The sequence below is a fragment of the Salegentibacter lacus genome, from assembly GCF_020164555.1.
In the GTDB taxonomy this organism is placed as follows: Bacteria; Bacteroidota; Bacteroidia; order Flavobacteriales; family Flavobacteriaceae; genus Salegentibacter; species Salegentibacter lacus.
This window is the reverse complement of sequence record NZ_JAIQZB010000001.1, coordinates 179,904-194,626: the sequence shown is the minus strand read 5'-3', so window position 1 is coordinate 194,626 and position 14,723 is coordinate 179,904. Positions and strand designations below refer to the sequence as shown.

Here is a 14,723-nt window from a genome sequence, read left to right as displayed (position 1 = left end):
TTAATTAGAAAATCGGGTGAAAGTAATTCAACTCTTTAAAAACGAAACTCAGTTAATAAAGCGTGCGGCAAAAAATGACCGTAAGGCGCAGCGCGAATTATATGAGTTGCATTCTGGAAAAATGCTTAGCGTTTGCCGGCAGTATATAAAAGATATACATCACGCCGAAGAAGTAATGCTAAACGGATTTCTAAAAGTTTTCACTCACCTTAACGATTTTGAATCTAAGGGAAGTTTTGAAGGCTGGATAAGAAAAATTATGGTTCGAGAATCAATTTCTTTTTTAAGATCACAAAAGAAAATTGTTTTTAGTGACGAAGAAATTGCCGATCCCGGTTTTTCTGCCGAAATGGATACAGCGCTAAATGTTGCACATATTCAAAACATCATAGACAATTTGCCGGAAGGCTACAGGATGGTTTTTGTTATGTATGCGGTAGAAGGATATAAGCACACCGAAATTGCGAAAATACTGAAGATTACCGAAGGAACTTCAAAATCGCAGTTGTCTAAAGCGCGAAAAATGTTGCAGGAGCAGTTAAAAACACAAAATACATCGGATTATGGAATTAAATAAATTCGAAGAAAACGCAAGGGAAAAACTGGGAAAAAGGCAAATTAAGCCTTCTACCGGGACTTGGGGAAAGTTAGACGCAAAATTGAATGCGGAAGAAAACAAAACCTCCCAAACACCCTGGAAATACATCGCCGCGGCAGTTGCAATTCTACTAATTGCAGGAACATTTATGTGGAACAATGATTTATCTGAAAGTCCGCAGGTGGTAGAAGAACCGGTAAATGAAATGATAGAAGGACTGGAAGCAAAACAAGAGTTTTCGCAGGAAAATAATACTCAAATAGCTTCTGATGAAAGTGAAAAGGAGGAAGAAATTTCAGCTGAAAATAATTTGAAAAATGAAATTGCAACAATGCCTGAAACTTCAGCAAAAGAAGAAATTGCTGAAGCACCAATTTCCGAAGAAAATAAATATGAAGAAGCTATTGCTTTAGAAACAATTAGCCTGGAACCTCCAATTTCCGAAGAAAAATTAATACAATCTAAACTTGAAGAAGTTATCGCTGCAGCTGCGAAAAATGATGAGATATCTGAAGATGAAGTAGACGCACTTTTAGTCCAGGCGGCTTCAGAAATAAGTAGAGAACGCAACAACTCGCAATTCTATAATTTAAATACCGAGATAAGTGCAAATGCGCTTTTAGCCGAAGTAGAAGACGAGATTTACCAGTCTTTTAAAGCAAAGATTTTTGAGGTTTTAAAAGAAGGTTATCTCAAAGCTAAAACTGCGGTTGCTAATAGAAACTATTAATATTTACTCAAAACCTACAATAGGGTCATTCATCAAACATCAAAATCAATTATTATGAAAACACTTACTTTTTACATCACATTTTTAGTATTCAGTTTTGCGCATCAGCAAGTATCAGGGCAGGAAGTTGCTCCTGTAGAGACAGAAATGACCTCACAAGAGAAAGCCAGAGAATTTTTTGAAAAACAAAAAACTGAAATTATTGAAAAACAAAAAGAAAAATTGAAATACCAGATTGAACGTATAAACGGGGAACTGGAAAGAGGCGAAATCACCAAAGAAGAAGCAGAAAAAGAAAAAAAGGAATACGCTGAAAAGCACGCTAAAAATATTGAGAATAAAATAGCGATCCTGGAAAATGAGATGGAACTCAGGGATAGAAATGATGATACTTCAGGGAATTATATAGCTATTGGCGGTAAAGGAAAAGCCTTGGATATCAATATTAATAAGAAAAACAAGTACGATAACCGCACCACGAGCGATTTGGTTGTTGCTGTTGGTTTTAATAATGCCCTGGAAGAAGGTCAGTCTCTAAACGATTCAGATTTTAAATTAGGTGGCAGCCGATTTTTTGAACTTGGCTGGGCCTGGAAAACACGAGTTTTTAAAGAAACAAACTGGTTGCGTTTGCGGTATGGGGTTTCATTTCAGTTTAATGGTTTAAAGCCAACCGATAACCGCATTTTTGTTGAAGATGGCGATCAAACCTACCTGCAGGAATTCGCATTAGACTTGGATAAATCTAAATTTAGAATGGATAACCTGGTAGTTCCGGTTCATTTTGAAATAGGTCCTTCAACAAAAACCGAAACCGAAGATCGTTTGCATTTTTCTACCTATAAAATGCTCAAAATTGGCTTTGGTGGTTATGCCGGGTTTAATATTGGAGAACGTCAAAAACTCAAGTATAAAGAGGATGGTGATAAAGTAAAAGAGAAATTAAAGAATAATTATAATACCAATGATTTGGTTTACGGGGTAAGTGCTTATCTAGGTTGGGGCGGCGCCACCCTCTACGGGAAATACGATCTAAACCCAATATTTCAAGACCCGAACAGGGAATTACACAACTTTTCTTTAGGACTTCGGTTTGATGTTGATTAGCCAATTTTAAATTGTAATTTTGTCTTGAATTTACAGACCTCACAGTCCCGAAATTTGTTCGGGACTGTGAGGTTTAAACGCATTTTATTTGATCTCAAAAACCACCATAGACAACGTATTTGAAACCGCCCGTGTTGAGGAGGTGATTGGTGATTTTGTTCAGCTAAAAAAATCGGGATCGAATTTTAAAGGTTTAAGTCCGTTTAGCGATGAACGCACACCCAGTTTTATGGTATCTCCCGTAAAGCAAATCTGGAAGGATTTCTCAAGCGGAAAAGGAGGCAATGTCGTGGCATTTCTTATGGAACACGAACATTTCACTTATCCTGAAGCCATTAAATACCTGGCTAAGAAATATGGGATTGAGATTGAAGAAACCCAGCAAAGCGACGAGCAAAAACAGCAAGCCGATGAGCGGGAAAGTATGTACCTGGTTTCTGAATTTGCAAACAAACATTTTCAGAAAAATCTTCATAAAACCGATCCCGGAAAAGCTATTGGTTTAAGCTATTTTAAAGAGCGCGGATTCACTCTAGAAACAATTAAAAAGTTTGAACTCGGCTATTCTTTAGACGAGTGGGACGATTTCACCAAAGAAGCTCTTGCTGAAGCTTATAAACTCGAATACCTGGAAAAAACCGGTCTTACTATCGTGAAGGGCGAAAAGCAGTTTGATCGTTTCAAAGGGAGAGTGATGTTCCCCATTCATTCTATGTCTGGCAGGGTTTTAGGGTTTGGTGGAAGGATTCTTACCAACGAAAAAAAGGCTGCAAAATACCTGAATTCACCTGAAAGCGATATTTACCACAAAAGTAAGGTTTTATACGGGATCAATTTTGCTAAACAGGCAATTGCGAAAGAAGATAACTGCTTTCTGGTAGAAGGTTATACCGATGTAATTCAATTTCATCAAAGCGGAATTGAAAATGTTGTTTCCTCTTCGGGAACAGCATTAACCCCAGATCAAATTCGGTTAATCAACCGATTAACAAAAAATATCACGGTACTTTTTGATGGTGATGCGGCAGGAATTAGGGCTTCGCTTCGCGGTATAGATCTTATCCTGGAACAGGGCATGAATGTGCGGGTTTGTACTTTTCCGGAGGGAGAAGATCCGGACAGTTTTGCCAAAAATAACTCTGATTATGCTTTAGCCGAATATTTACAGGAAAACGCGCAGGATTTTATTAGTTACAAAGCTTCGTTGCTTATGGAAGAAGCGAAGAAAGATCCGGTGAAAAAGGCCGAATTAATTCGGGATATTGTAAACAGTATTTCAAAAATTCCAGATACGATTCAGCAAGAAGTTTATTTGCAGGAATGTTCGCGAATTATGGATATTTCTGAGAATGTCCTCTTTTCCAGCCTGGCGCAACTAAACGCGAAAAGCGGAAGGACTTCTCCCCAACCAAAGCAAAAAAAATCTTTTGATGTAGTAAAGGAAGAGCCACAACCAAAAACAGCTAAAGTAGACGAACAATATGAGCTTGAAAAAAAGATTATTAGTCTGTTGCTTCAGTATGGAACTGTAGAGGAAGAATTTGAAGATCTGGTTTTAAAAGAAAAGGAAGACGGGGAGTTAGGTTTAGAGAAAGAAATACAGAGAACAAGGGTTTTTGAAAAGATATTTTTAGACCTTCAGGAAGATGAAATTGCTTTTACCAATCCTAAGTTCAGAGATATTTACACTGAATTAATGGCTCGTTTAAACAGTGAAGAAAAATTTGAGGTTAAGAATTTTATTAACGATATAGATCCTGAGCAGGCTTCTGAAATTACCTCGATTTTAATGGAAGAGGAACAGTATAAATTACACGAGTGGGACCGGCAAAATATTTTTGTAAAAGCAAAAACCGAAACCATTTCCAGGCACGTAAGCGAAACCATTCTTTCTTTACGTAGGTTTTTAATAAATCAGAAGATCAACGAGCTTTCGGAAAAAGTGAAAACGCCCGATGAAGAGCAGGATACCCAACATGTCTTGGAAGATGTAAAAGATTACCTTAGTTTGAAGAAGGTTCTTTCAGAGAAGCTTAATCGCGTTATGTAGTATTTATTTGCAGTAATCGTGACCTGGTAATAAGATCGGCAATATTGTCTACCTGTAGTTTTTTAAGCAGCCGCGTTTTGTAAGTGCTTACCGTTTTCTCGTTGATAGAGAGTGCTTCAGCGATATCTTTATTTCGTTTGCCGGAAGCGATAAGATTTAAAACTTCAGATTCGCGGGTAGAAAGTTTCTTGAATTTCGCAATTAAATTTCTGCCGGGAGACATTCCGGCATTGAGTTTCTCAGTAATTTTTTTGTTGAGGTAAATTCCGCCTCTGGCTACCTGGTAAATTGCTTTTTCAAGATCCTCTGGTTTTGCTAGTTTAGAGATATATCCTGCAGCTCCCGCTTTAATAGCACTTAATGCATACACTTCTTCAGGATGACCTGTACAAACAAGAATTTTTACTTTTGAATAATCAGTTTTAATGGTACGAAGTGCATTAATCCCGTTTATTTCAGGAAGATCGATTTCTATAATCAAAACATCTGGCTGGCTTTCGCTTAAAAATCCGTACAGCTCCATTCCGCTATGTACGCTGCCCACTACCTCAAGCGCCGGGTTGTTTCTAAGGATACACCTAATACCCTCATGCACCACAGGGTGATGATCTGCAATTAATACTGTACTCATAATGAAAGGTTGGTTAAAAAACACGCCGGGGTAGGACAAGCGTGTATGTACTATTAAAAATAACCAATTTTCTCTCTACTTCTAATTTTTAGGTACAACTATCGATAAAAGGCTTATTTTTTAAGATTAACGGGAATCTCACACACCGGTATGGGTTTCATTTTGTGAGCGTTAGCCCTGTGCCGGCTTTTGTATATTTTAAAAACTTCTTGTTTTCTTCCTTCAAAATCTTCCACAGTTTTTCCGTTTTCGGCTTCTTCCATCGCCCATTCCAGTTCAGGATAAGATGCGCCTATTTGATCTTCATCGGTACGGCTGTCTCCAAAAAGCCCATCTGTTGGTGCGGCACTTACAATTGCAGGACCAATTCCTAAAAATTTCGCAATTTCAGTAACTTCAGTTTTCATAAGATCGGCTATAGGGCTTAAGTCTACACCACCGTCTCCGTATTTTGTAAAAAATCCCACGCCAAAATCTTCTACTTTATTTCCGGTTCCTGCAACGAGGTAGCCATGTAAGCCTGCAAAATAGTATAAAGTAGACATTCTTAATCTTGCCCGTGTATTTGCCAAAGTAAGATCTAAAGTGGCTGAAGCTTCAACCTGGGGTGCTGCTTTTTTAAATTCATCAAAAACAGGCGTTAAGTCAACTTCCAGGTTAGTGACATTGGCATAATTTTGCTTTAACCAATCTATGTGTTTTTGAGCTCTTGTTACCTGGTCTGTATGTTGTTGAATAGGCATTTCTACACAAAGTGTACGCAAACCGGTTTTTGCGCAAAGTGTTGAGGTTACTGCTGAGTCGATTCCACCGCTTATTCCAAGTACAAAGCCGTTCATTCCGGAGTTTGTAGCATATTCTTTTAACCAGTTAACTATGTGATTTACCACTTTTTCAGTTTGCATAATTTTGGGTGATTAAGTTTGTAAATAATACCTTTGTACACAAATCTACTATTTAAACATAATTATTAAAAGGGCAGGGCGTTAAAGCCTTCATAAAGAATGCCTATGTATAAAAAAATTATTTTCCTGCTTTGTTCAATCGTTTTTGTTTCCTGTAACGAGGATGCTAAAATTGAAAAAGAGATCGCAGAAGTGCCGGTAGATTTTGAAGTGGTACGTTTTGACCGGAAATTTGCTGAAGCTACACCAAATAACCTGAACGAGTTAAAAAAGCAATATCCTAAATTGTTTCCAAAACAGTTTCCCGATAACGTATGGATTGAGAAGATGGGCGATACTATACAGCAGGAAATAGATGCTGAAGTAGGTAAAGCTTTTCCTTTGTTTGAAAATCAAAAAGCCAAACTCCACAGTCTTTTTCAGCATATAAAATATTATTTTCCGAAGTTTGAAGCGCCAAAAGTGTTTACGTTAACTTCTGAAGTTGACTATAAAAATAAGGTAATTTTGCAGGATGATTATTTGTTCATTTCTCTGGATACGTATTTAGGAGAAGATCATCATTTCTATGTCGGAATTCAGGAATTTTTAAAGAAGAATTTCAAAAAAGATCAAATAATTCCAGATGTCGCGAACGCCTATGCTGAAAAATATGTGGAAAGACCACGGTCCAGAACTTTCCTCGCGCATATGGTGTATTACGGGAAGTTGTTGTACTTAAAAGATAAGTTTATTCCTGAAACTGCTGATGCCGAAAAAATAGGTTATACTGAAGATGAATTTACCTGGGCGCAAAATAACGAGACGCAAATTTGGCGGTATTTTGTTGAAAATGAATTGTTTTTTGATACGGATACTGAACTTTATTCCAGGTTTCTATATCCTGCACCTTTTTCTAAATTCTACCTGCAACTGGATGCTGAATCACCAGCGAAACTTGGGCAATATATAGGCTGGCAGATTGTGCGCAATTATATGGAAAAAACCAATGCATCTATTGAAGAAATGATAAATACAGATGCCGAAACGATATTTAATAAAGCGAATTTTAAACCAAGAAAGTAATGTCAGAATTTAAAAAATCAGAAATAAATATAGAAGTGGTTACCGATGAGAATCGCGTGCCAGAAGAAATCACCTGGAGCGCAGAAGACGGTAACATTTATAAAGAAGATGCTAAGGCGCTAATGCTTTCGGTTTGGGATAGCAAATCTCAGGAAACGCTGCGTATAGACCTTTGGACTAAAGATATGCCGGTAGATGAAATGAAGAAATTCTTTCATCAAACGCTGGTTTCTATGAGTGATACTTTTAACCGAGCCACCCAGGATGAAAAGATGACGGCCACAATGAAAGATTTTTGCGATTATTTTGCTGAAAAACTTGAAATCACTCAAAAATAAGCTAACTTGAGACTAACCTGCTTTTAGGTACAATCAATCAAATCTCACTTTTTGGAAAAACTCATTTTTGTATATAACGCGTATTCCGGAACTCAAAATGCAGTTCTGGATGCGCTGCATAAGTTAATTAAACCAAATACTTATGCCTGTAGTATTTGCAAAGTAACCCACGGAGTCTTTTCTGAAAATTCACGGTGGAAAAAATACAGACAGACTTCAGATGTGCAAATGGAGTTTTTGTATATAGATGAATTTCAGAAGCGGTATGCGTCTAAATTCGGCTATAAATATACGTTTCCAATAGTTTTATGGGAAGATGAAGTTGAAATGGGAATTTTTATTCCTACTGAGGAATTAGAACGAACCCAGAACGAGGAAGATCTAATTAAGCTTATTGAAGAAAGGCTTTAAGCGTTAACGGGGCGAATTAGAAGAATTTAATTGAACATTTATAGCTTCAATATAATCCAAAATCTCATCCTGTCCTAATTTTGAAGTTGCAGAGCTAATAAAGAATTGAGGCATTTCTTCCCAGCTTTCCAGCATTTTTTCCTGGTAAAAATTGATGTTTCGCTCCAGGGCTTTTGGCTTCATTTTATCGGCTTTGGTGAAAATAATACAAAAAGGAACATTGTTCTCGCCAAGCCATTGCATAAATTCCATATCTATAGGTTGCGGCTCATGCCTGCTATCTATAAGCACGAAAGCGCAAATCATTTGTTCTCGCTTTTCAAAATATGCCGTGATAAACTTTTGGAATGTTCTTTTAGCCGATTTAGAAACTTTTGCATAACCGTAACCGGGTAAATCTACCAGATGCCAGTTCTTATTGATCAAAAAATGATTTATAAGTTGCGTTTTACCTGGTTTGGCTGAGGTTTTTGCCAAAGCTTTTCTACCGGTAAGCATATTTATTAAAGAAGATTTCCCAACATTACTGCGGCCTATAAAAGCGTATTCCGGTAGTTTGCTTTCCGGGCATAGATCTATCCGAGAATTGCTCACCAAAAATTCAGCCGACTTGATTTTCATCTTAAAATGTTTAAATAGTGATTATTGAAGTAGACCTTAATAAAGCTCTCTAAAGCCTGTATCGGTTTATTTAAAATTTCGTTTTTTCAACCAGTCGTGAAGCAGCTCGTTAAAAACATCTGGGTGTTCCATCATAGCAGCGTGACCACATTTATCTACCCAGTAAAGATCGGCATCCGGTAGTAGACGCTGAAAATCTTCAGCTACCTCTGGTGGCGTAACATTATCGTCTTTTCCCCAAATAATGCAGGTAGGAGTTTTCATTTTTGGTAAATCTTTGGCCATATTATGCCTAATGGCACTTTTTGCAATAGCGAGTGTTTTCACCAATTTGTTGCGATCGCTTACGGTTTCGTAAACTTCATCTACCACTTCTTTAGTTGCTACTTCAGGGTCGTAAAAAACATCCTGGGCTTTTTTCTTTATGAACTCATAATCTCCACGACGCGGATAACTTTCTCCCATCGAGTTTTCATAAAGTCCCGAGCTTCCGGTAATTACCAGTCCCTGTACAATTTCAGGATATAATTTGGTGGCCAGTAAAGCAATATGCCCGCCAAGTGAATTACCCAACAGGATCACTTTGTCGTAACCTTTAAAATCTACAAATTCTTTTAAATATTTAGCAAAAGTCTGCACGCTGGTTTTAAGTAGCGACATGGAATATAGGGGAAGTTCCGGAATTACCACTTTATAACCATGCTTCGGAAAATACTCTGTAACCCCATCAAAATTACTTAAACCGCCCATAAGTCCGTGTAAAATAACTATCGGGGTTCCTTCTCCTTGCTCCAGGTACGTAAACTTTCCCTCTTGCCTTAAATTATTCTTCATTGATTGGCTTTGCGGTTAGCAATCGCAAATATAGCGATTTCATTACAAGTATAATCATTTTTAAGAAATAGCAAAGTGATTTAGGAAATGCATTTCTTCTACATTTTTAAAATTTTTTAACAGGGAAATCACAATAAAAACCAAGCCTCTGAAACCTAAATGAATAGCGCTATTTGATAGTCTTTCAGCTAAATACAGTGGAGAAACTTATCAACAAAGTGGTAGAAAGTGGTAAAATGTGGTAATTTTTTCAATATATTTGACTCTATAAAGTATAGAAGTGGTAAACCTCATTGGAACATACGAATGTAAAGCAGATGCCAAGGGCCGGTTAATGGTTCCTTCGGCATTAAAAAAGCAGCTTGCGCCTATGTTGCAGGATGGTTTTGTCCTAAAACGTTCGGTTTTTCAGCCTTGTTTGGAGTTGTATCCAATGCAGGAATGGAATGTTTTAATGGAGAAAATTAATGGATTGAACCGCTTCAAAAAGAAGAATAACGATTTTATAAGAAGATTTCAAGCAGGCGTGAAGATGGTAGAGGTAGATGCTAACGGAAGACTTTTAATTCCGAAAGATCTTGTGGGATTTGCCGGAATCAACAAAGAGATCGTGCTTTCTTCTGCAGTAAATATTATAGAGATCTGGGATAAGGATAAATACGAAAACACCATTGATGAAACTTCAGATGATTTTGCCGAATTGGCTGAAGAAGTAATGGGAAACGATGATTTAGATGCAATATCATAATCCGGTTTTATTAAAAGAGTCAGTAGACGGCCTTAATATTAAGGAAGATGGCGTGTATGTAGATGTTACGTTTGGTGGTGGTGGTCATTCCCGCGAGATTTTAAGCAGGCTCGGGCCAAAAGGAAAACTTTTTGGTTTTGATCAGGATAAAGATGCTTTGCAAAACACGATTGAAGATTCCCGGTTTACGCTAATTCACGAAAACTTCAGGTTCCTTAAAAGGTTTTTGAGGTTTTACGGAATAAAGGAAGTCGATGGAATTTTAGGTGATTTCGGAGTTTCCTCGCATCAGTTTAATGAAGCTGAAAGAGGATTTTCTACCCGTTTTGATGCACGTCTTGATATGCGCATGAACCAGGGAAGCAAATTGAGTGCTTACGAAGTGATTAATGAATATGGCGAAGAGCAGCTTAAAATGTTGTTTTACGATTATGCCGATTTAAAGAATGCGCCAAAACTGGCAAGCCTGATTGTTGAAGCAAGAAAAGAAAAGCCTATAGAAAGCAGCGAACAGTTGAACGATTTACTGAAACCGCATCTTTTTAAAGGAAAAGAGAATAAGATCCTGGCGCAGATCTACCAGGCAATACGTATAGAAGTAAACCAGGAAATTGAAGCTTTAAAAGAGTTTTTGAAGCAAACCGAAGAGCTGGTGGTGAAAAATGGGAGGATTAGTCTTATTTCTTACCACTCACTGGAAGATAGATTGGTAAAGCGATATATAAGAAGTGGTTTGTTTGAGGGGGAGCCCGAGAAAGATTTCTACGGAAATATTTCTGTTCCCTTTAAAAAAGTAGGCGGACTTATTGTGCCTTCTGCTGAAGAGATCAAAGAAAATAACAGGGCGAGAAGTGCCAAATTAAGGGTGGCTAAGAAATTATAGTTTTTTGAAGTGTTATGAAAAAAGGTTTTTACAACATACTACGGGCTAATTTTCTTATTAGCAGGGATGCGGTAAATAACTGGCGCTTTATAGTTTTTTGCACGCTGCTCGCTATTATTATGATCGCCAGTTCGCACAGTGCAGAAAGTAAGGTGCATAAGATTGCAAAACTTCATACCGAAGTAAGGGAACTAAAAAGTGAATTTGTAGATCGCCGTTCAGCGCTTATGCGAATTAAAATGGAATCTACAATTACCCAAAAAATGAAAGACAGGGGAATTCTTCCTTCCGAGAATCCACCTTATAAAATAAAAGTGAATATAAAGGAGTAAATGGCTACATCTGAAAAAGGCATATTGAATAGATTATACGTGGTTGCGGCCTGTATGTTCGTTTTCGCCGTTGGGGTAGGCGTGAAGCTGCTTGATATTCAATTTGTAGAAGGGGATTATTATCGGAACCTCGCTGAGGAGCGCACCGTGCGAAGTTTTAAAATTCCCGCCAGCCGCGGAAATCTATACGATGCAAAAGGAAATCTTTTAGCGACTTCAGTTCCTAAATACGATATCAGGTTTGATGCAGTTACCGTTTCAGATAAAAATTTTCAGGAAAATATAGTGCCACTTTCCAATAACCTAACTGAAATGTTTGGAAAGTCTTCTGCCTATTGGTCTCAGTATTTGAGACAAGCCCGAGCAAACGGCCAGCGTTATTTACCCATTGCAAAGAATCTTGGCTATTCTGAGTATATGAAAGTGAAAAGTTTTCCAATGTTCAATTTGGGAACTTATAGAGGTGGGATGATCGTAGAGCAGAGAACGGTGCGTGAACATCCGCTTGGTAAAATGGGAGAGCGCACGGTTGGTTACGAACGACAGGATGAAAACGGATATTTTACCCGTGTTGGTCTTGAAGGGGCGTTTAGTTCTTATTTAAGAGGAACTGATGGTCGCCGCTTAAAACAAAAAATTGCTAAAGGGCAGTGGAAACCTATAAGCGATAATAACGAGGTAGAGCCAAAAGATGGGTACGATGTGATCTCTACCATAGATGTGAATATCCAGGATATTGCGCATCACGCTTTATTAAAACAGCTCGAATATTTTGAAGCCGATCACGGTACAGTAGTGGTGATGGAAACCAAAACTGGCGAGATCAAAGCAATGTCTAATCTTGGGCGTACCGAGAACGGAACTTATTTTGAAAAAAGAAATTACGCGGTTTATGAATCGCACGAACCCGGTTCAACATTTAAGTTAATGGCGATGACTGCCGCGCTGGAAGATAATGTAATAGACACCAGCTCGGTAATAGATACCGAGAATGGAGTAGTACGATACTACGGAAGAGCGGTTAGGGATTCCCGTCGTGGAGGTTATGGAAAGATCTCTGCTGCGAAGGCATTTGAGGTTTCTTCCAATACCGCATTTACCAAAATTATTACTGAAGGTTATAAAGACAATCCTGCCAAATTCGTAGATCGTTTATACGATATGGGTTTAAATAGTAAAATTGGGCTGGATATAAAAGGGGAAGGCTCGCCAAGAATTCCGCATCCTAACGATAAAAACTGGAATGGTTTAAGCCTTCCGTGGATGGCTTTTGGTTATGGAGTTTCCATAACGCCATTACAAACGCTAAACTTTTACAATGCCATTGCCAATAATGGCGTAATGGTTAAACCAAGGTTTATTAAAGAAGTAAAGGAATGGGATAAAAGTATCTTAAAAGTAGAGCGGGAAGTGATGAACCCTCGAATTTGTTCTCCTGAAATCGCTAAAAAACTTCAAAAAATGATGCAGCAAACTGTAGAGAAAGGTACAGCTGCAAATATTTATACGCCCAATTTTTCAATGGCTGGTAAAACAGGTACCTGCCAGGTAGAATACTGGATAGAACCGGGAAGATATATTTCATCTTTCGCGGGATATTTTCCTGCCGAGGATCCTAAATACTCCTGTATTGTGATTATTCATAAGCCTAAGAAAAGCAAAGGCTACTATGGAAATATCGTTGCAGCACCGGTTTTTAAACAAATCGCGCAGAAGATTTATACCGATACCCCGGTAATGGATACGCTCCCTTCTTTGGATATTCAGAATGATAAAGTCACGGCCGATTTTGAAGCTTATTATGCGAAAATCGATAATGAAAAAATTGTGATGCCAGATGTAACCGGCATGCCGGCTATGGATGCTGTTTCTCTTTTAGAGAATCTTGGCTTAAAAGTGATTTTCCAGGGAACAGGAAAAGTAAGCGGACAGTCAATTTCGGCGGGGCAGAAAATAAAAACTAATCAGCAAATAAATTTAAATATAGGTTGAGAGTCTTAAAAGACATATTGTATAAAGTGCAAATCGATGCCGTGGTTGGAAATACTTCGGTGACAATAAACAGGCTTCAGTTTGATTCAAGGAAAGTTGAATTAAATGATGCTTTTGTAGCTATTCGCGGAAGTGTATCAGATGGTCACGATTTTATAACTCAGGCAATAAATGAAGGAGCACTCGCAGTAATTTGTGAGGAATTCCCGAAGGAAATAGTAAATGGGATTACCTATATAAAAGTGGGGAATGCTCAGCAGGCTTTGGCTTTTATGGCAGCCAATTATTACGATAATCCTTCTGAAAAGTTAAAACTTGTAGGCGTTACCGGCACCAATGGAAAAACCACGATTGCCACACTTTTATATAATTTATTTACAAAAGCTGGCTTTAAAGTCGGTTTACTCTCTACGGTAAAAGTAATGGTTGCTGAAAATTCTTATGATGCCGTAAGGACTACACCAGATTCTATTACGATAAATGACTATTTAAAACAAATGAATGATGAAGGCGTGGAGTTTTGCTTTATGGAAGTGAGTTCCCACGGGATAGATCAGCATAGAACCACAGCCCTGGAATTTGCCGGTGGCATTTTTACAAATCTAAGCCACGATCATTTAGATTATCACGATAGTTTCGCTGAATATCGCGATGTAAAAAAGCGGTTTTTTGATGAATTACCGGCTTCGGCATTTGCGCTAACCAATACCGATGATAAAAACGGGCAGGTAATGCTTCAGAATACAAAAGCGCAGAGATATACCTACGCCCTAAAATCTTACGCCGATTATAAAGCGCAGATCCTTGAAAATTCTTTCACCGGATTACTGCTAAAAGTAAACGACCAGGAATTATGGACACGCCTAATTGGAAGTTTTAACGCTTACAATGTTTTGGCAATTTATGCAACTGCAGAACTTTTGGGTCTGGAAACTTTAGAAAGCTTGAAGATTATCAGTGAACTTAATTCCGTCAGTGGAAGGTTCCAGTATATCATTTCAGAAAAAGAAAAGATTACCGCAATTGTAGACTATGCCCATACGCCTGATGCTTTAAAAAACGTACTGGAAACCATAAACAGTATCCGTACAAAAAATGAAGAGCTTATAACAGTTGTTGGTTGCGGTGGAGATCGTGATAAAACAAAAAGGCCAAAAATGGGGCATATCGCTTCGACTTTAAGTACAAAAGTAATTTTCACCAGCGATAACCCAAGAACCGAAGCCCCGGATACGATAATAGAAGATGTTGAAGCGGGAGTAGAACCACAGAATTTCAAGAAAATTATGTCGGTCACCAATAGGAAACAGGCTATTAAAACAGCTTGTCAAATAGCGGGTGAAAAAGATATTATCCTAATTGCCGGGAAAGGTCACGAGACCTATCAGGAGGTAAATGGAGAGCGTAAAGATTTCGATGACCTTAAGATAGTGACCGAATTTTTGAAACAATTAAATAAGTAAGCCCACTTTTTCCAC

16 protein-coding genes are annotated in these 14,723 nt (G+C 38.0%); 12 read left to right on the top strand and 4 right to left on the bottom strand.

The genetic code is table 11. The features are described 5' to 3' along the window. Positions 1 to 16: 16 nt before the first annotated feature. The 4 genes from LB465_RS00900 (at position 17) to dnaG (ending at position 4,485) form a co-directional block, all read left to right on the top strand. On the top strand, positions 17 to 577 hold the full coding sequence (locus LB465_RS00900) for an RNA polymerase sigma factor (protein WP_224466010.1): 561 nt from the start codon (positions 17 to 19) through the stop codon (positions 575 to 577). Further along, complete coding sequence (locus LB465_RS00895; protein WP_224466008.1) at positions 564 to 1,328, top strand: hypothetical protein; 765 nt, start codon at positions 564 to 566, stop codon at positions 1,326 to 1,328. The genes LB465_RS00900 and LB465_RS00895 overlap by 14 nt, the downstream gene beginning before the upstream one ends. Positions 1,329 to 1,382: 54 nt before the next feature. Beyond that, entirely contained in the window at positions 1,383 to 2,435 is a 1,053-nt protein-coding gene (locus tag LB465_RS00890) for a hypothetical protein (RefSeq protein ID WP_224466007.1), read from the top strand. An 88-nt stretch (positions 2,436 to 2,523) separates the two neighbouring features. After that, the gene (gene dnaG / locus LB465_RS00885) at positions 2,524 to 4,485 is read left to right on the top strand and encodes a DNA primase (RefSeq protein WP_224466005.1); all 1,962 of its coding nucleotides are present in this window, start codon (positions 2,524 to 2,526) and stop codon (positions 4,483 to 4,485) included. Here dnaG and LB465_RS00880 read toward each other — a convergent pair. Then, on the bottom strand, positions 4,478 to 5,116 hold the full coding sequence (locus LB465_RS00880) for a response regulator (protein ID WP_224466004.1): 639 nt from the start codon (positions 5,114 to 5,116) through the stop codon (positions 4,478 to 4,480). The two genes, dnaG and LB465_RS00880, sit on opposite strands and share 8 nt — an antisense overlap. Positions 5,117 to 5,229: 113 nt before the next feature. Continuing rightward, entirely contained in the window at positions 5,230 to 6,021 is a 792-nt protein-coding gene (gene nadE, locus LB465_RS00875; protein WP_224466002.1) for an NAD(+) synthase, read from the bottom strand. Positions 6,022 to 6,126: 105 nt separating this feature from the next. On the opposite strand from nadE, the gene gldB reads away from it, so the two are divergent. The 3 genes from gldB to LB465_RS00860 are packed head-to-tail and all read left to right on the top strand — an operon-like array spanning position 6,127 to position 7,835. After that, on the top strand, positions 6,127 to 7,086 hold the full coding sequence (gene gldB / locus LB465_RS00870; RefSeq protein ID WP_224466001.1) for a gliding motility lipoprotein GldB: 960 nt from the start codon (positions 6,127 to 6,129) through the stop codon (positions 7,084 to 7,086). Continuing rightward, entirely contained in the window at positions 7,086 to 7,424 is a 339-nt protein-coding gene (gldC, locus tag LB465_RS00865; protein ID WP_224465999.1) for a gliding motility protein GldC, read from the top strand. Before gldB ends, gldC begins: the two co-directional genes overlap by 1 nt. A gap of 51 nt (positions 7,425 to 7,475) precedes the next feature. Further along, positions 7,476 to 7,835 carry a GTPase gene (locus tag LB465_RS00860; protein ID WP_224465997.1) on the top strand — a complete coding sequence of 120 codons (360 nt, stop codon included), beginning with the start codon at positions 7,476 to 7,478 and terminating at the stop codon, positions 7,833 to 7,835. 3 nt (positions 7,836 to 7,838) lie between these two features. Here LB465_RS00860 and yihA read toward each other — a convergent pair whose 3' ends face one another. Together yihA and LB465_RS00850 are read right to left on the bottom strand one after the other, a co-directional pair. Next, positions 7,839 to 8,456 carry a ribosome biogenesis GTP-binding protein YihA/YsxC gene (gene yihA, locus LB465_RS00855; protein ID WP_224465996.1) on the bottom strand — a complete coding sequence of 206 codons (618 nt, stop codon included), beginning with the start codon at positions 8,454 to 8,456 and terminating at the stop codon, positions 7,839 to 7,841. A gap of 66 nt (positions 8,457 to 8,522) precedes the next feature. Next, entirely contained in the window at positions 8,523 to 9,290 is a 768-nt protein-coding gene (locus tag LB465_RS00850; protein ID WP_224465994.1) for an alpha/beta fold hydrolase, read from the bottom strand. 280 nt (positions 9,291 to 9,570) lie between these two features. On the opposite strand from LB465_RS00850, the gene mraZ reads away from it, so the two are divergent. From mraZ to LB465_RS00825, 5 genes are read left to right on the top strand one after another with little or no spacing between them, the layout of a single operon-like run. Beyond that, on the top strand, positions 9,571 to 10,038 hold the full coding sequence (gene mraZ, locus LB465_RS00845; protein ID WP_224465992.1) for a division/cell wall cluster transcriptional repressor MraZ: 468 nt from the start codon (positions 9,571 to 9,573) through the stop codon (positions 10,036 to 10,038). Next, positions 10,025 to 10,921: a 16S rRNA (cytosine(1402)-N(4))-methyltransferase RsmH gene (gene rsmH / locus LB465_RS00840; protein ID WP_079712993.1), complete on the top strand. Its 897-nt coding sequence runs from the start codon at positions 10,025 to 10,027 to the stop codon at positions 10,919 to 10,921. Before mraZ ends, rsmH begins: the two co-directional genes overlap by 14 nt. A 14-nt stretch (positions 10,922 to 10,935) precedes the next feature. Then, on the top strand, positions 10,936 to 11,253 hold the full coding sequence (locus LB465_RS00835) for an FtsL-like putative cell division protein (RefSeq protein WP_224465991.1): 318 nt from the start codon (positions 10,936 to 10,938) through the stop codon (positions 11,251 to 11,253). Then, positions 11,254 to 13,245, top strand: a complete 1,992-nt coding sequence (locus tag LB465_RS00830; RefSeq protein WP_224465990.1) for a penicillin-binding protein — start codon at positions 11,254 to 11,256, stop codon at positions 13,243 to 13,245. Then, positions 13,242 to 14,708 (top strand): UDP-N-acetylmuramoyl-L-alanyl-D-glutamate--2,6-diaminopimelate ligase, encoded by a 1,467-nt coding sequence (locus LB465_RS00825; RefSeq protein ID WP_224465988.1) that lies wholly within the window; start codon positions 13,242 to 13,244, stop codon positions 14,706 to 14,708. The genes LB465_RS00830 and LB465_RS00825 overlap by 4 nt, the downstream gene beginning before the upstream one ends. The last annotated feature ends 15 nt before the right edge of the window (positions 14,709 to 14,723 follow it).